This is a genomic window from Stagnimonas sp. FW305-C-60, from assembly GCF_058782965.1.
The window spans coordinates 1-22,774 of record NZ_JBYSYF010000004.1 but is presented as its reverse complement, the minus strand read 5'-3'; the positions used below and the strand labels follow the sequence as shown (position 1 = coordinate 22,774).

Annotated in this window: 18 protein-coding genes; 3 read left to right on the top strand and 15 right to left on the bottom strand. The window is 65.9% G+C overall.

What is annotated here, in order from left to right; genetic code table 11:
• Window positions 1-42: 42 nt before the first annotated feature.
• The 10 genes from rlmE to AC3WT6_RS12995 all read right to left on the bottom strand — a co-directional run bounded on the left by rlmE (window position 43) and on the right by AC3WT6_RS12995 (window position 11,398).
• A complete protein-coding gene (gene rlmE / locus AC3WT6_RS13040; protein ID WP_492654040.1) occupies window positions 43-672 on the bottom strand; it encodes a 23S rRNA (uridine(2552)-2'-O)-methyltransferase RlmE in 630 nt (209 codons plus the stop codon).
• Window positions 672-1,148 (bottom strand): transcription elongation factor GreA, encoded by a 477-nt coding sequence (gene greA, locus AC3WT6_RS13035; protein ID WP_492654039.1) that lies wholly within the window; start codon window positions 1,146-1,148, stop codon window positions 672-674. The genes rlmE and greA overlap by 1 nt, the downstream gene beginning before the upstream one ends.
• 88 nt (window positions 1,149-1,236) lie before the next feature.
• Window positions 1,237-4,446 (bottom strand): carbamoyl-phosphate synthase large subunit, encoded by a 3,210-nt coding sequence (gene carB / locus AC3WT6_RS13030; protein ID WP_492654038.1) that lies wholly within the window; start codon window positions 4,444-4,446, stop codon window positions 1,237-1,239.
• Between the two features lie 16 nt (window positions 4,447-4,462).
• The gene (gene leuE, locus AC3WT6_RS13025; RefSeq protein WP_492654037.1) at window positions 4,463-5,116 is read right to left on the bottom strand and encodes a leucine efflux protein LeuE; all 654 of its coding nucleotides are present in this window, start codon (window positions 5,114-5,116) and stop codon (window positions 4,463-4,465) included.
• A gap of 2 nt (window positions 5,117-5,118) precedes the next feature.
• The gene (gene carA, locus AC3WT6_RS13020) at window positions 5,119-6,258 is read right to left on the bottom strand and encodes a glutamine-hydrolyzing carbamoyl-phosphate synthase small subunit (protein ID WP_492654036.1); all 1,140 of its coding nucleotides are present in this window, start codon (window positions 6,256-6,258) and stop codon (window positions 5,119-5,121) included.
• Between the two features lie 129 nt (window positions 6,259-6,387).
• Complete coding sequence (locus tag AC3WT6_RS13015) at window positions 6,388-7,464, bottom strand: PA0069 family radical SAM protein (protein ID WP_492654035.1); 1,077 nt, start codon at window positions 7,462-7,464, stop codon at window positions 6,388-6,390.
• The gene (locus AC3WT6_RS13010) at window positions 7,461-7,871 is read right to left on the bottom strand and encodes a DUF1801 domain-containing protein (protein WP_492654034.1); all 411 of its coding nucleotides are present in this window, start codon (window positions 7,869-7,871) and stop codon (window positions 7,461-7,463) included. The genes AC3WT6_RS13015 and AC3WT6_RS13010 overlap by 4 nt, the downstream gene beginning before the upstream one ends.
• A 30-nt stretch (window positions 7,872-7,901) precedes the next feature.
• On the bottom strand, window positions 7,902-9,215 hold the full coding sequence (locus tag AC3WT6_RS13005) for an amidohydrolase (RefSeq protein ID WP_492654033.1): 1,314 nt from the start codon (window positions 9,213-9,215) through the stop codon (window positions 7,902-7,904).
• Window positions 9,216-9,252: 37 nt separating this feature from the next.
• Complete coding sequence (gene dapB / locus AC3WT6_RS13000) at window positions 9,253-10,056, bottom strand: 4-hydroxy-tetrahydrodipicolinate reductase (RefSeq protein WP_492654032.1); 804 nt, start codon at window positions 10,054-10,056, stop codon at window positions 9,253-9,255.
• A gap of 10 nt (window positions 10,057-10,066) precedes the next feature.
• Entirely contained in the window at window positions 10,067-11,398 is a 1,332-nt protein-coding gene (locus AC3WT6_RS12995; protein ID WP_492654031.1) for a class II 3-deoxy-7-phosphoheptulonate synthase, read from the bottom strand.
• 115 nt (window positions 11,399-11,513) lie between these two features.
• Here AC3WT6_RS12995 and mutS point away from each other — a divergent pair, with 115 nt between their 5' ends.
• Window positions 11,514-14,078 carry a DNA mismatch repair protein MutS gene (gene mutS, locus AC3WT6_RS12990; RefSeq protein WP_492654030.1) on the top strand — a complete coding sequence of 855 codons (2,565 nt, stop codon included), beginning with the start codon at window positions 11,514-11,516 and terminating at the stop codon, window positions 14,076-14,078.
• Window positions 14,079-14,314: 236 nt separating this feature from the next.
• Here mutS and AC3WT6_RS12985 read toward each other — a convergent pair whose 3' ends face one another.
• The 5 genes from AC3WT6_RS12985 to AC3WT6_RS12965 form a co-directional block, all read right to left on the bottom strand.
• Window positions 14,315-15,562: a DUF445 domain-containing protein gene (locus AC3WT6_RS12985; RefSeq protein WP_492654029.1), complete on the bottom strand. Its 1,248-nt coding sequence runs from the start codon at window positions 15,560-15,562 to the stop codon at window positions 14,315-14,317.
• A 138-nt stretch (window positions 15,563-15,700) separates the two neighbouring features.
• Window positions 15,701-15,958 (bottom strand): DUF2970 domain-containing protein, encoded by a 258-nt coding sequence (locus tag AC3WT6_RS12980; RefSeq protein ID WP_492654028.1) that lies wholly within the window; start codon window positions 15,956-15,958, stop codon window positions 15,701-15,703.
• 34 nt (window positions 15,959-15,992) lie between these two features.
• On the bottom strand, window positions 15,993-16,487 hold the full coding sequence (locus tag AC3WT6_RS12975; protein ID WP_492654027.1) for a DUF2505 domain-containing protein: 495 nt from the start codon (window positions 16,485-16,487) through the stop codon (window positions 15,993-15,995).
• An 87-nt stretch (window positions 16,488-16,574) separates the two neighbouring features.
• Window positions 16,575-17,723: a DUF1329 domain-containing protein gene (locus AC3WT6_RS12970; protein ID WP_492654026.1), complete on the bottom strand. Its 1,149-nt coding sequence runs from the start codon at window positions 17,721-17,723 to the stop codon at window positions 16,575-16,577.
• 325 nt (window positions 17,724-18,048) lie between these two features.
• Entirely contained in the window at window positions 18,049-19,446 is a 1,398-nt protein-coding gene (locus tag AC3WT6_RS12965) for an ABC1 kinase family protein (protein WP_492654025.1), read from the bottom strand.
• A 10-nt stretch (window positions 19,447-19,456) separates the two neighbouring features.
• Between AC3WT6_RS12965 and AC3WT6_RS12960 the strand changes: the two genes are divergently transcribed.
• On the top strand, window positions 19,457-19,897 hold the full coding sequence (locus AC3WT6_RS12960) for a DUF6918 family protein (protein WP_492654024.1): 441 nt from the start codon (window positions 19,457-19,459) through the stop codon (window positions 19,895-19,897).
• A gap of 131 nt (window positions 19,898-20,028) precedes the next feature.
• On the top strand, window positions 20,029-22,536 hold the full coding sequence (locus AC3WT6_RS12955) for a DUF1302 domain-containing protein (protein WP_492654023.1): 2,508 nt from the start codon (window positions 20,029-20,031) through the stop codon (window positions 22,534-22,536).
• The last annotated feature ends 238 nt before the right edge of the window (window positions 22,537-22,774 follow it).

Genomic DNA, 22,774 nt, shown 5'->3' with positions numbered 1-22,774 from the left:
ACCTTCACTTCCGACTACTACAGAAAATTCGCAAATTTGACCTTACACCCGGCGAAAGTTCTTCGCCACCAGATAAACCTCGCTGGAGCGCGGACGGCTGGCTTTGGGCTTACGAATGGACACCGAGCCGAAGACCTCCCGAACCGCTTTGAGATAAGCGTCAAACCCCTCGCCCTGGAACACCTTCACCACGAAGGCCCCCTGGGGCTTGAGATGCTGCTTGGCAAACTCCAGGGCCAGCTCGCACAAATGCAGACTGGCGGCCTGGTCGGCGGCATCAATGCCGGAGATATTGGGGGCCATGTCCGACAACACAAGGTCCAGCGCCTGTTCGCCGACCAGGGCCTCGACGCCCTTCAGGACCTCCTCCTCCCGGAAGTCGCCGCAGAGAAAATCCACTCCGGGGATCGGCTCGATCTCGAGGATGTCGGTGGCGATCACCCGCCCCTTGGCGCCAACCATGGGGCGCGCCATCTGGCTCCAGCCGCCCGGCGCCGCGCCCAGGTCGACCAGGGCCATGCCTGGCTTGATCAGCCGGTCTTTCTCGTGGATTTCCTGCAGCTTGAACACCGCCCGCGAGCGGTAGCCCAGGCGCCGCGCCTCCTGCACGTAGTGGTCGGCGTTGTGCTCGGCCAGCCAGCGGGCGGAGGAGGGGCGGCGTTTCTGGCTCACTAGACGTAGTGCACCGCAACGATTTCCAGCTCGCGGGTGCCGCGCGGGGTCGCCACGCCCACCGCGTCGCCTTCCAGCTTGCCGATCAGGGCGCGGGCGATGGGCGAATTGATGGAGATCAGGTTCTGCTTGATGTCGGCCTCGTCCTCGCCAACAATCTGGTAGCGCAGCTCTTCGCCGCTGTCGCTGTCGACCAGCTCCACCGTGACCCCGAATACCACTTTGCCATTCTTCGGCAGCTTGGTCGGGTCGATGACCTGGGCATTGGAGAGCTTGGCCTCGATCTCGGTGATCCGGCCTTCGTTGAAGCCGTGCTGCTCGCGCGCGGCGGCGTACTCGGCGTTTTCCTTGAGGTCGCCGTGGGCGCGGGCCTCTTCCACCGAGGCGATGATCTTCGGGCGCAGTTCGGACTTGCGCTGACGCAGCTCCTCACGAAGCTTGTCGGCACCACGCAGGGTCATGGGGGTTTTGATCATGTGCAGCGGTTTCCAGTGATCGTTTGCCAGTTGCCAGCCGGCGATTCAGGCCCGGAGAGGCCATGAATCGCAAGCCGGCGGCAGTGTATTAGTGCAGGTCCTGCAGGCGATTGACCTGCACCTTGTCGAGATGGTCCATGGCCAGGGCCGCCGCCAGCGCGCCAGCCAGGGTGGTGAAGTAGCAGAGCTTGTGCTGCATCGCGGCGGCACGGATCGAGCGGCTCTCCTCGATCGACTGCTTGCCTTCGGTGGTGTTGCAGACGAAGTGAATCTCGCCATTCTTGATCGCATCGACGCAGTGCGGGCGGCCTTCCTTGACCTTGTTGATCGACTCGCAGGGTACGCCAGCCGCGGCGATGAAGCGCGCCGTGCCGGAGGTGGCCACCACCTTGAAGCCCTTGGCGACCAGGGTGCGCGCCAGATCCAGCGCCCGCGGCTTGTCCTGCTCGCGGACGCTGATGAAAGCGGTGCCGGTTTCGGGCACCACCATGCCGGCCGCCAGCAGGGCCTTGTTGAACGCCTCACCAAAGCTGTCGCCGACCCCCATCACCTCGCCGGTGGACTTCATCTCCGGCCCCAGCAGCGGATCGACACCCGGGAACTTGTTGAACGGGAACACCGACTCCTTCACCGAGTAGTGCTTCGGCACCAGTTCTTGCAGCACCTTCTGCGAAGCCAGCGACTGCCCGGCCATGCAGCGCGCCGCGATCTTCGCCAGCGGCCGGCCGGTGGCCTTGCTCACGAAGGGCGAGGTACGCGAGGCACGCGGGTTCACTTCCAGCAGGAAGACGCGGCTGGCCTGCACCGCGAACTGCACGTTCATCAGGCCATTGACCTTCAGCGCGCGCGCCAGCTTCACGGTCTGCACGCGAATCTCGTCCTGCACCACGGCCGGCAGCGAGTACGCCGGCAGCGAGCAGGCGGAGTCACCGCTGTGCACGCCGGCCTGCTCGATGTGCTCCATGATGCCGCCGATCACCACCGCGCCGCTGCCGTCGGCCAGGGCGTCGACATCGACCTCGATGGCGTCGTCGAGGAAGCGGTCGATCAGCACCGGTGAGTCGTTGCTGACCTGTACCGCCTCGCGGATGTAGCGGGTGAGATCGGCGTCGTCGTGGACGATTTCCATCGCCCGGCCGCCGAGCACGTAGCTGGGGCGGACCACCGAGGGATAGCCGACCTTCTTGGCCGCCGCCAGCGCGGTTTCCAGCGAGGTGGCGACGCCATTGGGCGGCTGCAGCAGGCCCAGTTCGTCAACCAGCTTCTGGAAGCGCTCGCGGTCTTCGGCGAGGTCGATGGAATCCGGCGTGGTGCCGATGATCGGCGCGCCCGCCGCCTCCAGCGCGCGCGCCAGCTTCAGCGGCGTCTGGCCACCGAACTGCACGATCACGCCCTTGGGCTTTTCGAGGTCGATGATCTCCATCACGTCCTCGAAGGTCAGCGGCTCGAAGTACAGGCGGTCGCTGGTGTCGTAGTCGGTGGACACCGTCTCGGGATTGCAGTTGACCATGATGGTCTCGTAGCCGTCCTCGCGCAGGGCGAGGCTGGCATGGACGCAGCAGTAGTCGAACTCGATGCCCTGCCCGATCCGGTTCGGGCCACCACCCAGCACCATGATCTTGTCGCGGCCGGTCGGTTGCGCCTCGCACTCCTCGTCGTAGCTGGAGTAGAGGTAGGCGGTGTCGGAGGGGAATTCTGCGGCACAGGTGTCCACCCGCTTGTAGACCGGGCGCACGCCCAGGGCGTGGCGGCGGGCGCGCACTTCCAGCTCCATCACCCCGATCAGCTTGGCGATACGGCGGTCCGAGAAGCCCAAGCGCTTCCAGGCACGCAGGGTGTCGGCATCCAGCTCGTCGATACGGGTGCCGGTGATCGCCTTCTCGGTGAAGATCAGTTCTTCAATCTGCTCCAGGAACCAGGGATCGATCTTCGAGGCTCGGAAGATCTCGTCCAGACTCAGGCCGGCACGGAAAGCGTCGCCGACGTACCAGAGGCGCTTGCCGCGCGGCGTCGCCAGCTCCTCGCGGATGCGCGAGATCGACTCCGCCGAGTGGTCCGGCACCTGCGGATCGAAGCCGTCGCTGCCGGTCTCCAGGCCGCGCATGGCCTTGTGCAGCGCCTCCTGGAAGTTGCGGCCCATGGCCATCACCTCGCCGACGCTCTTCATCTGCGTGGTCAGGCGCGAGTCGGCGGCCGGGAACTTCTCGAACGTGAAGCGCGGAATCTTCACCACCACGTAGTCGATCGAGGGCTCGAAGCTGGCCGGGGTGACGCCGCCGGTGATCTCGTTCTTCAACTCGTCGAGCGTGTAGCCCACCGCCAGCTTGGCGGCGACCTTGGCAATCGGGAAGCCGGTGGCCTTGGAGGCCAGCGCCGACGAGCGCGACACGCGCGGGTTCATCTCGATGACGATGAGGCGGCCGTCCTTGGGATTGACCGCGAACTGCACGTTCGAGCCGCCGGTCTCAACACCGACCTTGCGCAGCACCGCCAGCGAGGCGTTGCGCATGATCTGGTATTCCTTGTCGGTGAGCGTCTGCGCGGGTGCCACGGTGATCGAGTCGCCGGTATGCACGCCCATCGGATCGAAGTTCTCGATCGAGCAGACGATGATGCAGTTGTCGTTCTTGTCGCGAACGACCTCCATCTCGAATTCCTTCCAGCCGAGCAGGCTCTCTTCGATCAGCACCTCGGTGGTCGGCGAGAGGTCGAGACCGCGGGAGACGATCTCCTCGAACTCCTCGATGTTGTAGGCGATGCCGCCGCCCGAGCCGCCGAGCGTGAAGCTGGGGCGGATGATGGCCGGGAAGCCGACATACTTCTGCAACTCGCGCGCCTCGTCCATCGAGTGGGCGACGCCGGACTTGGCCGAGCCCAGACCGATCTCGGTCATCGCGTCGCGGAACTTCAGGCGGTCTTCGGCGAGGTCGATGGCGTGGGCGTTGGCGCCGATCAACTGCACGCCGTACTTGTCGAGCACGCCGTGCTTGACCAGATCCAGCGCGCAGTTGAGCGCGGTCTGGCCGCCCATGGTCGGCAGCACCGCGTCCGGGCGCTCCTTCTCGATGATGCGGGCCACGGTCTCCCAGCGGACCGGCTCGATATAGGTGGCGTCGGCCATCTCCGGGTCGGTCATGATCGTCGCCGGATTGGAGTTGACCAGGATCACCCGGTAACCCTCGGAGCGCAGCGCCTTGCAGGCCTGGGCACCCGAGTAGTCGAACTCGCAGGCCTGGCCGATGATGATCGGGCCGGCGCCGATGATCAGGATGCTTTTTAGGTCGGTGCGTTTCGGCATGGGAAGCTCACTCTCATCAAAGGCTGGCGGTCGCCAGCTTGGCGCTGAACGCCATGAACAGGACACCGGCCAGACCGGTCCCGCCCGCCGCCAGGCGGCGACGGGAGCGGACACTCTCCGCCAGGCGGCTGCCGGCGAAGATCAGGGCGGTGAGGTACAGAAAGCTGATCGTCTGCAAGATCAGCCCCAGCAGGGTGAAACTCAGCCAGGGATGCGGATAGGCGGGGTCCACGAACTGGATGAAGAAGGACATGAAGAACAGGATCGCCTTGGGATTGGTCAGGCAGATCAGCACCGTGCGGCCGAAGGGGTTCTCCACCCGCGGTGGCGGCATCTCGACCAGGTTTTCGGCCCGGACGGCCGCGGCTGCCTTCCAGCCCGCCCAGCCCGAGCGCAGCAGGCCCAGTCCGAGCCAGGCCAGGTAGGCGGCGCCCACCAGCTTCAGCGCCAGGAACACCTGCGGGTAGTTCTGGGTCAGGGTGGCGACTCCCAGCACCGAGAGCAGCATCAGCAGTGAGTCGCCGACCATCACCCCGGCCGTTGCGCGATAGCCGTCGCGCACGCCCTGGCGCGCCGCCACGCTGAGCACGAACAGCGAGTTCGGGCCGGGCAGCAGAACGATGATCACCGTCCCGATCAGGTAGGCGGTGAGGTCGGTGATACCAAACATGCTCAGCCCCGCGGAGCCGTCATCAGGCCGACGAAGCGGTCGAACAGCACGCCGACATCGTGCGGCCCCGGGCTGGCTTCCGGGTGACCCTGGAAGCTGAAGGCCGGCGCGTCGCTCAAGGCGATGCCCTGGTTGGAGCCGTCGAACAGCGAGCGGTGGGTGACCTTCACATTGGCCGGCAGCGTCGCCTCGTCCACCGCGAAGCCGTGGTTCTGGCTGGTGATCATCACCTGGCCGGTGGCGAGATCCTGCACCGGATGGTTGGCGCCGTGATGGCCGAACTTCATCTTGAGTGTCTTGGCACCGGCGGCGAGGCCGAGTATCTGGTGACCCAGGCAGATGCCGAAGGTCGGCAGCTTGGCGGCGATGAACTCGCGGGCGGCGGCGATGGCGTAGGTGCAGGGCTCCGGATCGCCGGGACCGTTGCTGAGCAGCACGCCGTCCGGCTTGAGCTTGAACACCTCGGCGGCCGGCGTCTGTGCCGGCACCACGGTGAGCGTGCAGCCACGGTCCACCAGCATGCGCAGGATGTTGCGCTTGACGCCGAAGTCATAGACCACAACGTGGAAGCGCGCGGCCTTGAGCTCGGTCTCGCGATTGGTCTCCAGCGTCCAGGAGCCCTTGGTCCAGGAGTAGGACTCCTTCACCGAAACGACCTTGGCGAGGTCGGCGCCTTTGAGACCCTTGAAGCCGCGGGCGGCGGCCAGCGCCTGCGCCTCGGTCACCTCCGGGCCGGCGACGATGGCGCCGTTCTGGGCGCCCTTAGCGCGCAGGATGCGGGTCAGCCGGCGGGTGTCGATGCCGGCGATGGCCACCGTCCCCTGCTCGGCGAGATAGGCGCGAAAGTCCTGGGTCGAGCGGAAGTTGGAGGGCGCACGCGGCACCTCGCGCAGCACCAGACCGGCCAGCCGCACCCTGCCGGACTCGTCGTCCTCGGCATTCACACCGACATTGCCGATGTGGGGATAGGTCAGCGTGACAATCTGATCGGTGTAGGAGGTATCCGTGAGAATTTCCTGATACCCGGTCATGGCGGTGTTGAACACCACCTCACCCGTCGTGACGCCGATGGCGCCAATGGAAATTCCTTTAAAAACAGACCCATCAGCAAGGGCCAACAGGGCGGTAGCAGCTTTGTTCATGGTCGCAGTAGCTCGGCAACTTCGGGGTGCGGCCATGAAAAAGGGGGCTTTTGGCCCCCTTCTTCAGGATTAAGGCGATAGTTTAGCGGTTTAGGGGCATTTCGTCCATGAAAACCCGCTCCCGGAAAGCTAGAACAGCCCCAACTGACCACCCAGCGAGGGCGGCCGGAACCGCTCACTGCTCAGGCTCAGCCGCTCGCCGGTAGCCAGCCCCAGCCGCCGGCAGGCCAGCTCGAAGCGCCGACGCAGCAACTCCGCCACCGGCCCGCTGCCGCGGAAGCGACTGCCCCACTCCGACTGGTAGTCGGCACCGCCGCGGGTATCGCGGATCAGACTCATCACATGCGCGGCACGGTCGGGGAAGTGCGTGGCCAGCCATTCCTGAAACAGCGGCGAAACCTCGCGCGGCAGGCGCACCAGGATGGTGCTGGCGCGCTGCGCCCCGGCCTCGCTGGCGGCTTCTAGTATCTGCTCCAACTCGTGGTCGTTGATGCGCGGGATCATCGGCGAGGCATTGATGCCCACCGGCACCCCGGCCGCGCGCAGCTCGCGGATCGCCCGTAGGCGTGCGCCGGGGCTGGCGGCGCGCGGCTCCAGAATGCGCTTCAGGGCCGGGTCCAGGGTGGTCAGGCTGATGTAGACCGCCACCAGATCGAGCCTGGCCATCTCGGCCAAGAGATCCAGATCGCGCAGCACCAGCACCCCCTTGGTGACGAGTGCCACCGGATGACGCGCTTCGAGCAGCACCTCCAGCACGCCCCGGGTCAGTTTCAGCTCGCGCTCGCAGGGCTGGTAGGGGTCGGTGCTGCTACCGAGATTGATTGCCGAGGGCCGGTAGCCGGGCGCCGCCAGCTCCTGTTTCAGCAGCTTCGCCGCCTCCGGCTTGTAGAACAGCTTGGTTTCGAAATCGAGGCCGGGCGAAAGGCTCAGATAGGCGTGAGTCGGACGCGCGTAGCAATAGATGCAGCCGTGCTCGCAGCCCTTGTAGGGGTTGATCGAGTATTCGAAGGGGATGTCCGGCGAATCGTTGCGGGTGAGGATGGTCTTGCTGCGCTCGGGTATCAGCTGGGTTTCCAGCGGCGGCGGCGCTTCCTCCTCGATATCCCATTCGTCATGGAATACCGCGTGCGACTGCGCGCTGAAACGACTATCGGCGTTGGAAACCGCACCACGCCCCTTGTGCGGGCCGGTCGCCGCCCGGCTCATCCCGCGCGCGCCCTGGCGTTGGCTTCCACCAGCAACTGCTGCAGCACCGTCGGGTTGATGCCGTCGAGGTCTTTCAGATGCAGACAACCCCTGCCCGGCCGACACTTGCCCAGACGCGCCACGATCATCTCCAGGCCCTCAAGGCTGCCGCCCAGGTAGAGCGTGATTTCGTTCTTGCGCGGCTCGAATCCCAGGCGAAAGCCATCGCCCTCCTGGCCGGTGGCGGAACGCCCACGGCGGCTGCCGAAACCCAGCACCGAATCGCCCCAGACCCGCGCCGGCTCGCCGACCACGTTCTGCATCAGCTTGACCAGGAAATAGCAGTCCTGCCGGCGGCGGCTGTCGGCCACCGAACGCAGCAAGGCATCGACGCTGACGCCGCCAGCACTGGCCTTGGGCAGGATCATTGCCAGGCTCCTGCTCGCGGCGCACCGCGCTCAGGGCTGAGTGCTGCCGGCATAGTCCACCACCAGATTGGCCAGGGTGCGCACACCGATCGGCAGCACGCCCTCGTCGAGATGAAAGCGCGGCGAATGATTGGCGGCGAATTTTTCCGGTGCCTCGCCCTTGGGCCGCGCGCCCAGGAACACGTACAGACCCGGCACCTGCTGCGCGAAGTAGGAAAAATCCTCGGCGCCGAGCATCGCGTCCGGCGTCTTCACCGGCCCGCCGGCGACGCGGCTTAAGGTAGGACGCATGCGCGCCACCAGCGTCGGGTCGTTGACCGTCACCGGGTAGGCCGACTCGGCACCGATGGTGACTTCGGCGCTGGCGCCGGCCGCCTCGGCAATCTTCTCGGCGGTGCGCCTCACCCTTTGGTGCAGCTCGGCGCGCATGCCGTCGTCGAGCGCGCGCAGCGTGCCCTTCATCATCACCTGGTCGGGAATGATGTTGTTGCGCACGCCGCCGTCGATCTTGCCGATGGTGACGATCACCGGCTCCTTGCCGACATTCATCTGCCGCGAGGCCACGGTCTGCAGACCCATCACGATCTGGCTGGCGGTAACGATGGGGTCGACGCCCTGCCAGGGGGCGGCACCGTGGGTCTGCTTGCCCTTGACCAGGATGTCGAGGCTGTCGGCACTGGCCATCGCCCCGCCCTCCTTCACCAGCACTTCGCCAACGTCCCACTGCGCGAACACATGCAGGCCGAAGACCACTTCCGGCTTGGGGCTCTTCTCGAAAACGCCCTCCTTCAGCATCAGCTGGGCGCCGCCCTCCTCGCCAGCCGGCGGGCTTTCTTCGGCGGGCTGGAAGATGAATTTCACCGTGCCGGCCAGCTGCGGCCTGAGTTGCGAGAGCACCTCGGCGGTGCCAAGCAGAATCGAGGTATGGGCGTCATGACCGCAGGCGTGCATCACGCCGACCTCCTTGCCGTCATAGCTGCCGCGGACCTTGGAGGCAAAGGGCAGATCGACCTCCTCGGCCACTGGCAGCGCGTCCATGTCGGCGCGCAGCGCCACCACCGGCCCCGGCTTGCCGCCCTTGAGCACCGCGACCACGCCGGTGTGGGCGACACCGGTCTGCACTTCCAGGCCGAGTGCCTTGAGCTTGGCGGCGACGAACTTCGCGGTCTCGAACTCGCGGTTCGACAGCTCCGGATGCTGGTGCAGGTGGCGGCGGTTCTTGATCAGCTGCGGCTCGATCTGCGCGCTCAGGCGGTCGATCTCCGCATGCAGGTCGGGTGGCGCGGCCGCCCCCGCCAGAGCCGGAAAAGTGGCGAGGGCAACAAGAATGACCAGTGACTTCATGTCGGGCGCTCCGTCAGGGATGCGCCAGCTTAGCGGACTACAGGCCCAGCACGTCCGGCATGTCGTACAAGCCCGGCCTGGCCCTGGCCAGCCACTGCGCCGCGCGCACCGCGCCACGCGCGAAGTTCATGCGGCTGGTGGCCTTGTGGGCGATCTCGACCCGCTCGCCGTCGCCGAGAAACAGCACGCTGTGGTCGCCGACCACGTCGCCGCCGCGCACGGTGGAAAATCCGATGGTCTGCGCCTCACGGGCGCCAGTGTGGCCATAGCGCTCGTAGACCGCGCAGGTCTTGAGATCGCGGCCGAGGCCGGCGGCCACCGCCTCGCCCATGCGCAGGGCGGTGCCACTGGGCGCATCGACCTTGTGGCGGTGATGGGCCTCGACGATCTCGACGTCATAGCCCTCGTTCAGCAGCTTGCCGGCCTGCTCCAGCAGTTTCAGCACGACGTTGACGCCGATGCTGAAGTTGGCCGCCAGCACGATGGGGATCTGCGTCGCGGCCGCGGCAATCGCCGCCTTCTGCTCCGGGCTGAAGCCGGTGGTGCCGATCACCAGGGCCTTGCCCTGCTGCTGACACAGCGCCAGGGCGGCGAGCGTGCCTTCCGGCCGGGTGAAGTCGATCAGCACGTCCAGGCCGGCAACGGCAGACGCTAAGTCGTGATGCACCGCCAGGCCGGCCGGCGGCAGACCGACCATGGAGCCGGCGTCCAGGCCGTAGCCGGGCGTGCCCTCGGGCGCGATGGCGGCGGCCAGACGCGTGCCTTCGGCGGCGGCGACCGCCTGGATCAGCGCATGGCCCATGCGGCCAGTGGCGCCGTGAATACCGATACGTAGTGTCATCGCGAACGCCTCAATGGCTCTGGACGCCGACGATCTTCATCGCCAGCTCCAGCGCCTGTTCGTAGTTGAGTCGGGGATCGACCTGCGAGCGATAGGCGCGCTCCAGATCGGTTTCGGTGAGATTGCGGGCGCCGCCGACGCATTCGGTGACGTCCTCGCCGGTCAGTTCCAGATGCACGCCTCCCAGCCGCGAGCCGGCGGCGCGATGGATCGCGAAGGCGCTGGTCAGCTCGCCGGCGATGTCGTCGAAGGCGCGGGTCTTGAGGCCGTTGCTGGTGCTCTGGGTGTTGCCGTGCATGGGGTCGCAGAGCCAGAGCACCGGATGCCCGGAGCGCTTCACCGCATCCACCAGACCGGGCAGGTACTGCTCGATCTTGCCGACACCCATGCGGTGGATCAGCACCAGCTTGCCGGCCTCGCGCTGCGGATTGAGCGCCTCGCACAAGGCCAGCACCCAGTCGGCGCCCATGCTCGGGCCGACCTTCACGCCGATGGGATTGGCGATGCCGCGGCAGTACTCGACGTGGGCACCGTCCAGGGCGGCGGTACGCAGGCCGATCCAGGGGAAGTGGGTAGACAGGTTGTACCAGCCCGGCTGGCGCGGCACCTGGCGGGTCTGCGCCTGCTCAGCCCAGAGCAGCAGGGCCTCGTGGCTGGTGAAGAAATCCACACGCTGGAAGTCGCTGAGCGGCGCGCCGGCCAGGGTTTCCATGAAGCGCAGCGAGTCACCGATGGCATCGACCTGCGCCTGGTATTCGGCGGCGTGCGGCGCGTGCTGCACCCAGTCCAGATCCCAGTATTCCGGGTGGTGCAGGTCGGCGAAGCCGCCGTCGATCAAGCCGCGCACGAAGTTGATGGTCATGGCCGAGCGGGCATGGCCTTCGAGCAGACGCTGCGGATCGGGCGTGCGCGCCGCCAGCGTGAACTCCCGGGCATTGACCAGATCGCCGCGATAGCTGGGCAGCGTCACTCCGTCCTTGGTCTCGACGTCGGCCGAGCGCGGCTTGGCGTACTGGCCGGCAAAGCGGCCGACGCGGGTGACGCGGGTCTTCAGGCCGTGGGTGAGCACCAGGCTCATCTGCAGCAGCACCTTGAGCCGGTTGGTGATCAGCTCGGCGCGGCAGTCGGCGAAGCTCTCGGCGCAGTCGCCGCCCTGCAGCACGAAGCGCTCGCCACGCTGGGCGGCGGCGAACTCGGCCTTGAGCTTGTTGACCTCCCAGGAAGTCACCAACGGCGGCAGCCGCTTGAGCTGCGCCAGCACCGCTTGCAGCGCGGCGGGGTCTGGATAGGTCGGGTGTTGGGCGACCGTCTTGGTCTGCCAGCTTTCGGGGGTCCAGGTCATCGGTGACGCACGATCAAGGCGGTGGGGGCTGCGATAATGGGGGCGAAGTATAGACCCCACCCGCCCGCCTACCCGACTGATGACCGTGACTCCGGCCGCCGCGCACACCCCTTTGATGCAACAGTACCTGCGCATCAAGGCCGACTTCCCGGCGACCCTGGTGCTGTTCCGGATGGGCGACTTCTACGAGCTGTTCTACGACGACGCCCGCAAGGCAGCGCGGCTGCTCAACATCACCCTCACCCAGCGCGGCGAGTCGGCCGGCCAGCCGGTGGTGATGGCCGGCGTGCCCTATCACCAGCTCGACAACTACCTGGCCCGGCTGATCAAGGCCGGCGAGTCGGCGGCCATCGTCGAACAGGTCGGCGAGGTGGGCGTCGACAAGGGGCCGGTGCGCCGCGAGGTGGCACGCATCGTCACTCCCGGCACCGCCACCGACGAGGCCCTGCTCGATCCGCGCAGCAGCAACCGTCTGGCCGCCGTCTGCGTACAGGACGGCCGCTACGGCCTGGCCTGGCTGGAACTCAGCTCCGGCAGCTTCCGGGTGCTGGAGACGACCAAGATCAGCGACTTCAGCGGCGAGCTGGCGCGGCTCAGGCCCAGCGAGCTGCTGATCCCCGACGATCTCGCCTCCACGCTCGCCAAGGTCCTGTCCGGCAGCCCGGCCCGCCGACGCCCGCCCTGGCACTTCGACGCCGTCGCTGCCCGCCGCAAGCTGATCGAGCAGTTCGGCACCCGAGACCTGCGCGGCTTCGGCGCCGAGGAGCTGCAACCGGCGCTGGGCGCCGCCGGCGCGCTGCTCGCCTATGTCGCGGAGACCGCCCGCGCCCAGCTCGCCCACGTCGCCGGCCTGACCGTGGAGATTCCCGACGAGGCGCTGATCCTCGATGCCGCCAGTCGCCGCAATCTGGAGATCGACCGCACCCTGGCCGGCGAACCCTCGCCCACCCTCGCCAGCGTGATGGACAGTGCGGTCAGCCACATGGGCAGCCGCCTGCTGCGCGCCTGGCTGCTGCGGCCGCTGCGCGACCGCAAGCTGCTGTCCGCGCGCCAGGACGCGGTGCAGGAGCTGCTCGCCGCCTCCACCGCCATCCCGCCACGCGCCCAGCCGCTGCACGAGCCGCTGCGCCTGGCGCTGCGCGACATAGCCGATCTGGAGCGCATCACCGGCCGCATCGCGCTGCGTAGCGCGCGGCCGCGTGACCTCGCCGGTCTGCGCGACACCCTCGCCAGCCTGCCGGCGGTGCGCGGCGCGCTCGCCAGTGCCGCCACTGCGCGCCTCGCCGAGCTGCTGGAGCGGCTGGGCCAGCACGAGGCACTCACCGAGCGCCTGGCTGGCGCGCTGGCCGAGTCGCTGCCGCTCCTGGCACGCGACGGCGGCGTATTCCGCACCGGTCACGACGCCACACTCGACGAGCTGCGCGGCCTGTCGGAGAACGCCGACGGCTATCTGCTCGACCTCGAACGCCGCGAGCGCGAGCGCAGCGGTATCGACAGCCTGAAGGTCGCCTACAACCGAGTGCACGGCTACTACATCGAGGTCGGCAAGAGCCACGCCGCGAAGATTCCCGCCGACTACACGCGTCGGCAGACGCTCACCAACTACGAGCGCTACATCACCGAAGAGCTGAAGCGCTTCGAAGACACCGTGCTCTCGGCCCGCGACCGCGCGCTGGCCCGCGAAAAGGCGCTCTACGAAGCCCTGCTGGAGGAGCTGGCCGGCCATCTGCCAGCACTGCAGGCGACCGCCGCGGCGCTCGCCGAACTCGACGTGCTGGCCGCCTTCGCGGAGCGCGCCATGCAGTTGCGGCTGGTGCGGCCGGAGCTGGTCGAGAGCGGCGGCATCGAGATCGTCCAGGGCCGGCATCCGGTAGTGGAATCGACCCTGAGCGAGCCGTTCACGCCGAATGATCTGCGCCTGGACGAGGGGCGCCGCCTGCTGGTCATCACCGGCCCCAACATGGGCGGCAAGAGCACCTACATGCGTCAGGCGGCGCTGATCGTGCTGCTCGCGCACACCGGCAGCTTCGTGCCGGCCGCCTCGGCGCGCATCGGCCCCATCGACCGCATCTACACCCGCATCGGCGCCGGCGACGACCTCGCCGCCGGGCAGTCGACCTTCATGGTCGAGATGAGCGAGACCGCCAACATCCTGCACAACGCCACCGAGCAGTCGCTGGTGCTGATGGACGAGGTCGGCCGTGGCACCTCCACCTACGACGGCCTGTCGCTGGCGCGCGCCAGCGCCGAACACCTCGCCGTGGCGGTGCGCGCCTACACCCTGTTCGCCACCCACTACTTCGAGATCACCGCGCTGGCCAGCGAGAAGCCGGGCGTAGCGAATGTGCATCTGGAAGTTGCAGAGTATTCCGATGCCGGCGGCGAGACGCTCGCCTTCCTGCACAGCGTGCGGGAAGGCCCCGCCAACCGCAGCTATGGCCTGCATGTGGCAGCGCTGGCCGGTGTACCCAAGCCGGTGATCGAGCAGGCGCGGCGCATCCTCGCCGAGCTGGAGCAGCAGCCGGAGAAGGCGCCGAAACCCGACCGCAAGGCGCCGCAGCTCTCGCTGTTCGCGGAACTGCCGTCAAAGGCGCTGGCCGCACTCGACGCCCTGGACCCGGACGAGCTTTCGCCCAAGCAGGCTCTGGAAGCGCTCTACAAGCTGAAGAAGTTGCGGTGAGGGCGGCGGCCGCTGGCCGCCTGTGAGGGCGCGGGTTCGCTGCGCTCCCCGCTGTAAGGGCGCGATGCTGCGCATCGCTGTGAGGGAAAAGCCGAAACGGAGTGTGGGCGTCGCTGGTCCTGCAGCACTTGCTGACGCTCATCCCTCACAGGGCCGCGCAGCGGCCCGACCTCACAGCGAGCCCGCGCAGCGGGCAGCGTCCTCACAGGCGGCCAGCGGCCGCCGCCCTCACCGGCTCAGTGCAGCATCATGAACGTCTGCAGCTCGCCGACGATGAAGCCGAGCACGGCGCCGACCACGATCAGCGACCACTCGTCCTCCTTGAACGCCGGCCGCAGCATGCCCTCGAACTCCTCGGGGCTGAGCTTCTGCATGCGCTCCTGCAAGGTGTTGCGGATGTCCATCGCGCCCTCGGCGTAGCCATCGACATGGCGCAGGGTCTTGGGCAGGGTCTTCACCAGCTTTTCGGTGACGGTCTGCTTCATCTGCTGGTACTGGCGCGAGCCGATGGCGAAGGCCACCAGCGGCCGGGCGAAACCGGCCTGCTCATCCACGGTCCTTTCGACGTGCTTCTGCACCAGCGCGAACAGACGGTCGGACGCCGGCCCTTCCAGCACCGCCTCCCAGATGTTGGCCGGGGTGATGATCTGGTCGGAAACCAGGCGCGCGTAATCGCGCGAGACCTCCTTCTGGCGGCGCAGGAACAGACCCTGGTAGGTCAGCCCGAGAATCTTCTTCGGCTGCTTGGGGTGAAACAGCATCTGCAAGGCCAGCCAGTCAGAGGCGAAACCGATGAACAGGCCGAATGCCGGCAGGATCCAGGGCGACTGGTAGAACAGCCAGACCACCATCTGGATCAGACCGATGATGAAGCCGAACACCAGGCCGGAGTGACCGAAGAAGCGGAACTCCTTGCGGCCCACCTCGGAGAACACCCGGTTGAGCAGCTGCTTGTCGCGCAGCAGCGCGGTGATGACCATGTGCTTTAGGTCAAACATCTGGCCGATGTTGCTGCGCAGCTCGGCCATCACCTGACCGACCACCTGCGGCGCTTCGGACTGCACCCGCTTGATCAGGCGCTCGCGGGCGAAGTTGGGCAGCAGCTCCCAGAGTCCCGGCTGGTATTGCGAGAGCACCTCGCGGGTGATCTGCTCCACCGCGCCGAGCATGGGCTTTTCGATTTCGGCGGCGATCTGCTTGGGGTCCAGGCGCGAGAAGATTTCCTCGACGGTGATCAGCCGAGTGCTGATGACGTCCACCGCGATGCTGGCCATCTTCTCCGCCTTGCGCGGAATCACGCCCTGCCAGCCGAGGTAGGGCTTGATGCCGACGAATTCCAGCGGCTGGAACATCATCCGCACCGCGACGATTTTGGTGACATAGCCGATCACCGCGGCGATCAGCGGCATCGACAGATACAGCCACCACTGCGCCAGAAAGTTGGCCTGTGCGGTCAGCAAGGCAGCGTGCAGGCTCTGCAACATGCAGTCTTTCTCCCCTCGATTAGGATTCTTGTGTCGGGAAGGCTAGCAGACCGGTGAGCACAAAAAAGCCCGCTTGCGGCGGGCTTGGTGGTTTTGCGCAAGAGCCGGGCGACTGGCGCCCTGGCAGCGGCAAGCTCGCTAGTTGCCCGTCATGCCCGCCTGCTCCAACGAGCAGCGCACCGCAAACAGCACGCAGGTAACGAACACGCAGACCATCACCGCCCCCATGAAGATCAGCTTGCCGGGGCTCGCCTTCTGGAAATCGCGCTGATGCGCCTTGGAGCTCTGCACGCCGAACATCGCCGCCGCCGCACTGGCGGCCGCGGAAGCCAGGCCGCTGTCCTTCTTTTCGGCGCTGTCTGGGGGCGGGGTATGTTCGGACTCGGGCTGATTCATGGCTCTTTAGAAGGTTGCCGCAGATGGAAACGACTCAGTAGTCGGCGAGGATCTTGGACGACACGATCTGGTCGCGCGCCGATTTGACCTTGACGTCCTCGCCTAGCAAGGCCTCCAGTTTGCCACCAACCAGGGGGATGCCGCAGGACAGCGTCCACTTCATGCGATTGACCGCGCTCTTGGCGTCGCCTTCCAGCTTCATCTCGGCGGTGACCTTCACCGGCGCGCCCTTGATCTCGGTGGTGATCTTGCCGGTCTTGCTGGCGGCATCCCAGCTATCGGTCTGGGTAACGCTGATGCGCTCACCGATGAACTTCTTGGCGAAGTCCGGCAAGGGCGCGTCGGAGCCGGCCTCGTAGTGCACGGTGATGGAAAAGCCCTTCGCCGAGTGCTGGTAGTCCAGCACCTGGATGTTGTTGTAGCCGGCGTCCCGGTACTTGCGCTCGAAGAAGGCGCGGTCGGAATACATCTTCCAGACACTGGCCACACCCTTGCTGAACTTGTGTTCGAGATCGATCTTGGTGCTCATGGTTTCTCCCCTTATGAGTCTTATTACTGACTTAAGAAAAAGGCCGCCGAGCAGATGCGCGGCGGCCTTCGAGTACCGCTCTAAACCTTACTTCGTGGACATCTTCTGCACCGAGGCAGCCGAGAAGTAGTCCTTGCTGAAGTCGGCGGTCAGGTCGAAGGGCTTGTCTTCGTTGAACGCCGCGGTGATGAAGTAACGGCCGGAGGTGAAGTGGTAGATGATTTCCGGAACCGTCGAGCCAGCCTGGATGTTCGAGCCGAACACGAAGTGGCCTTCCTGGAACTGGTACAGGTTGCCGCGGGCATCGTAGTTGTCGGCGGCGACGATGTTCCAGCTATCTTCGTCGATGTACATCACGCGCTTGGCGAAGGTGTGGCTGGTGCCCGGCTTGATGGTGGCTTCCACCACCCAGACGCGGTGCAGCTCGTAGCGCGGCAGGTCGGCGTTGAGGTGCTTGGGCTTGGCGAGATCCTTGTACTTGGTCATCGGGCCGGCCAGCTTGTAGCTGTTGTACGGGATGTACACCTCTTTCTTGCCGACCAGCTTCCAGTTGTAGCGCTCGAGCACGCCGTTGAAGACGTCGACCTGGTCATAGAACTCGTGACCGTCGGTGCCCTCGTAGGGGTTGTCGCAGCAGACCGTCGGCGCGCGGCGGATGCGCTTGATGCCGGGCGAATAGAGCCAGGCGGCGCGGCCGTCGTTGCCCAGGCCCGCCTTGTCGTGCACCAGGATGAAGGTGCCGGCCAGACGCGGCGGCGCCACCGTCTGCGACAAGTACTTGAGGTACTCGCCCTCGGTCTTGGTCATCGGGATCGGGTTCTTGATCGAGGCGTAGGAGAACTGCACGTTCTCGATCACCTTGGTGAGCTGGAAGTCACCGTTGGGCTGCACGATCATCTGGTTGTTGAAGCGGGTCACCGCCTCGCCACGCCACTTCAGCTTGTGGTTCCAGACCGGCTCGGCACCGTTCTTCGGGACCGGGAAGGGGAAGCCCAGCTTGCAACCATCCAGCACGTCGGTGCCGATCAACTCGCAGTTGGTGGCATTGACCTTGGTGGCGTCGTAGATCGGCTGCGGCCAGGACACGTTCCGATGCGTCGGGAAGACGTTCATCTTGTAGGTGTCGTAAGTCTTCAGAAGGTACTTGTGGCCTTCGGTCAACTTGTCCTTGTACTGGTCGATGTTGGCCTTGGTGATGGTGAACTTCGGCTTTTCGGCCGCGATCGCCGAGTCCATCGGGAACTCGCCCTTGAGCGAACCGCTCTGGGGTGCCGGCTTCCAATCCGGAACGCTGCCATCCTTGTTGCCAGCTTTTTCAGCGCCGACAGGCGTGAGTGTGGTGCCGAGCTTTGCAGCCTCGTCAGCACCGACTTTTGCAACGGCCTGTTGGGCCGCAAGGCTCAGCGCGATCGCGCTGAACGCTAAGGACAAATTTTTCATGTCCGGTTTTCTCCTCGGGAGGTGGCAGTGTTCGCAAGGTTACGAACCCTGCGAGGCGTTGGATGCTAACGAATAATCCGCGTGTGCGCCAAGCTGACTGCCTGCTCGGGGATAAGCTCAATTATTGCTGCATTGCGATAGCGGAAAGCGCCCTGGCCAGGGGCTTGCGTAGATCGAGTTCGGCACCCAGGGTCGCCAGGGCGATGAATACGCCGGCCAAGCGGCGATGCAGGAACACGATCTCGCGCGGCGGCACCCTGAAACTCAGCGACAAGGCGTTCCTGGCCGCCATCTGGCTGACCCGCATCGGCAGGTTGGAAGCCCCGAACCGATAGGCGCCACGGGCATTGAGCAGCTCCTTGGGAGCGTGCTCGGGATCAAACGGTTCGACAATGCCGGCGCACATTTCGGTGAAGGCCTGGAGCGCGGCAGGCGGAAAATTCGCATCGGCCAGGCCGATGGCCGTAGCGCCGGCGCCGACCGTCGGCGCGTCGCGCAGCAGGGCGCCACGCAGGATCAGCGCGTAATCGCGGACGAATTCCGGCTCGTAGACCCGGGTGGCGCCGAAATCCAGCAGCACCAGTCGGTCATGGCCATCGGCATCCAGCCGCACCCGGTAGTTGCCGAAGTGCGGATCGGTCTGCACCAGCCGCCACTCGAAGAACTCGCGCAGAAACAGCTCGGCAAAGGCGAGGCCCAGGGCATCGCGCCGCGCCTGCGGCAGCTCCCGCACCTGGGCATCCTGCACCGAGCAGCCGGACTCGTAGGTGGTGGTGAGCACGGTGGCGGCGCTGTACTCGGGCAGCACCCGCGGCACCGCGTAGCGGGAATCGCCGGCCAGGCGGCGGGCGAACTCCTCGGTCCAGGCTCGCTCCTGCACGTAATCGCACTCGCGCAGCAGCATCTCGCGCACCTCCGCGAAGATCGGCGCCAGATCGAAGTTCTTCGGGGTCAGCCGGCTGGCGATGATCAGCCTTGAGAGCGTCTTGATGTCGCTGTCGATGGCCGAGGCAACACCGGGGTACTGGATCTTCACCACCAGTTCCAGACCATCGCTGCGCCGGCGTGCCCGATGCGCCTGGCCCAGCGAGGCGGCGGCGATCGGCGTGTGGTCGATCTCCAGCTCGCGAAGGACTTTCGCGCCCAGAGCCTGTTCCAGTTGCGGCGCCACCACATTCCAGGCCACCGGCATGGAGGAATCCTGCAAGGTGGCGAGCACCTGCACCGCTTCCTCCGGCAGGAAGTACTGGGCATAGAGCGAGAGCATCTGCCCCGCCTTCATCACGCTGCCCTTGAGCTGGCCGAGTTCATCGGCCAGCACCTGCGCCTGCTGGGCGTAGAAGCGCCGATCGGCCTCGGTGCGGGAGATCTCGCCGCGGAAGATGTTGGAAAGCGAGTGCAGGGCGATCTTCGCGCCCGCCCCCATGCCCAGCTTGGCAAGCGCCAGATTGCGCTCCAGCGGTCGGGTTTTCAGGCGCGCGATGGTAGGCTTCGCGGCATCGAATTCGTCTTCCGACATCCCTGATCTCATGAGTTCTCTTGCCGACATTCTATTGGCCGCCCATCACCGCGACGAATTGATCGCCGACGCCGCCCGCCTGGTCGAGGCGCATGTGCAGCAGCGCGGCGGGCTCAAGGGCATGGGCCTGAAGACCGGCCTGGCCCTGCTCAAGGCGGCCAAGCCCGACATCCTGGTGCGCGCCAGCAGCCGCATGCTGCCGGACATGGTCCAGGCGCTGGAGCCGCTCTACCAGGAGTTCCGTCGTTCCGGCAGCGGCGACTTCGCGATCTTCCTCGACCGCCGCGCCGAGGCCGCCGTCGAACTGCTGCTGGGGGTCGCCGATGCCAAGGTCGCGGCGGCGCAGAACGCCGCCGCCAAATCGGTCTACCAGAAGTTTCGCGGCGGCGCCGTGGAAGAGGTCCGCGCGCTGCTGCCGCGCATCGGCAAGCTGGTCAGCGCCTACCTTTAGGGTGCTGTGGCCGCAGGCTTTCGACCTGAATACAAAAGCAGGATGACAGCGTTCTGACGGGCCGTTATAAACAATGCAAATTCGCCGGGCGGCATGTGTCCGGCGGTCAAAAAAATACTTTCGGAGGATTCATGCGTACCCACTGCCGCCCCAGTTCCCTGCTGGCCGCCCTGGCTCTCACCCTGAGCGCAGGCTCGGCACAGGCGATCAATCTCAATTTCGAGTCCCTCGGCATCGAGGGCACGCTCAACAACACGGTCACCGTCGGCGCCCAATGGCGCATGGAGACCCGCTCGCAGGATCTGGTCGGCAAGACCAACCTCAACCAGAGCGTCTGTCGCGGTGTCTACCAGTCCTGCCAGGGCCTGTTCAAAGACCAGATCTATCCCTCCGAACAGCTCGCGCGCTCCCCGGGTGCGGCGACCATGCGCACCGACAACGGCAACCTCAACTACGACCAGTACGACATGACCCAGGGCGGCATCCGCCTGACCCAGGACGTCACCCTGAGCAAGGGTGATTTCGGCTTCTTCGCCCGTGCCATCTCCTTCTACGACGTGCTCAATGACCAGAAGAAGGACTACTACCCGAGCCTGATCACTGTCGACAATGCCGGCCGGGTCGGCATCACCGGCGATCCCGTCGCCAACCGCTACTTCACCCGCGTCTACGGCCCGGGCGAAACCACCGAACTGGAACGCACCGACTCCACCCTGCGCCGGCAGATGGTCGCCGACGTGCAGCTCCTGGACTTCAACTTCTTCGGCAAGCTGCCGATCCCTTGGACCGAAAAGGAATTCGGCTTCAAGATCGGTCGCCAGAACGTCAACTGGGGTGAATCCACCCTGCTGGTGATCAACTCGCTGAACCAGGCGCAGCCGGTCAACGCCAACAACCTCAACCGCTTCGGCTTCATGGTGGAAGAGGTGTTCACCCCGGTGAACATGGCCTTTGCCAGCTTCGAGCCCTATGAGAACGGCACCCTGGAAGCCTTCTACCAGCTGGAATGGAAGCCGGTGGAGATTCCGGCGCCGGGCAGTTATATGTCCAGCAACGACATCGGCACCGACAATGTCATGGACTACGTCAACCTGTCCTTCGGTGGCTCGGTGGACGACAAGGACAAGGTCGGCTACTACCTCGACAACCCGCTGTCGCTGGTGACCGGCACTACCGCCAACATCAGCCGCCTGCCGGATCGCGAACCCGGCTCCGCCGGCCAGTTCGGCGTCGCGCTCAAGACCTATTTCGAGGATCTCAACGGCGGCACCGAGATCGGTCTGTATTTCATGAACTACCACTCGCGCCTGCCCTATGTGAGCTTCAACGCCGGCCAGGCTAGTTGCGCGCGCCGTGAGGGCAATGCCCTGGGCATCGACGCCACCAACTCGGCACAGATCTTCCAGACCTGCCCCAACCTGCCGGTGTTGATCGAGCCCTCGGCGCTCAGCCAGTTCCGTCTGGACGCAGTCGATACCATCCTGCGCAATCCCGAGATTCTGCTGAACAACGACCTGGGCCTGGGACTCGACCCCGCCGCCTTGGGCGTGCTGACCAGCTTGCTCACCGGCGGCGATGCCAGCGACCCGGACGATCTGGTCAAGCTCGACTCCGGCCCGTTCTTCCTCGAATACCCGAAGAACATCCAGTTGTTCGGCGCCTCCTTCAACACCACCGCCGGTGACTACTCCTTCCAGGGCGAAGTAGCCTACCGCCCCAACCTGCCCTTGCAGGTGTCGGTGATCGACGTCGCCTTCGCCGCCGCCCAGCCCTTCCTGACCCGCTGCGGTGGCAAGGCCGCGGATGGCTCCACCATCACTTGCGCCGGCTCCAGCGCCGGACGCGGCTGGGCCGAGGACGGCACGCGCACCGATTACGGCCGCGGCGACGTCGACCCCAATTGCGTGGCCAACGGCAATTGCGACACCGTCAACCTGCTGCTGGGCAGCGCGCCCAATTCGGCACGCTCCTTCCCCAGCTTTCTCTGGGCCTACCGCGGCAACACCTTGGGTGAAGCCACGCCGGGCGCCTATATCCAGGGCTACGAACGCTTCGACGTGCTGCAGTACAACCTGGGCATCACCCGCATCTTCGGTGCCACCGAAAACCCCTTCGGCGCCGACCAGATCATCTCGCTGGTCGAGATCGGAGCGACCCACGTACCCAACATGCCCTCGCTGGATGTGCTGCAGATCGACGCGCCGGGCGTGTACTACCACGCCAGTGCCGGTGCCGATGGCTCTGGCGCCGACGGCTCGCGCCAGGCCTGCGTCACCAACCCCAACTGCGTAGTCGGTGCCGACGGTGGCCGCTTCAATCCGCACCAGGCCGACCTCGAAGCCTTTGCCGATCCCTTTTCCTGGGGCTATCGCTTCGTCAACATCATCAAGTACGAGAGCATCCTGCCCGGCATCTCACTGCAGCCTTTCATCGTCTTCGCCCATGACGTCAACGGCACCGCACCGGGGCCGGGCGAGAACTTCATCCAGGGTCGCAAGAGCGTGACCGCCAACTTCGAGGTCCGCTACAAGTCGGACTTCTCGTTCACCGCCGGCTACAACTGGTATTGGGGCGGCGGCGCCAGCAACCTGATCCACGACCGCGACAATCTGCAGATCTACGCGCGCTATCTGTTCTAAGCACGCCCTGTGAGTCGCCAGCCCCAAGTCCGAAAGTCCGGGCTTGGGGCTTTTTGTTGGTGCGGTGGCTGGCCAGGTTTAGAGGGAAGGCCATGGCGGAGTGCTGTGCTTTCGCCTTGGTCTGCGTGCGTGCGGTTCGCGCATTCGCGCTCTGCTGGCTGTGCAGGGCTTGATAGCTTTTTTTCGCCTCTTGGCGACTCACTTTTCTTTGCTTGTGCAAAGAAAAGTAAGCAAAAGA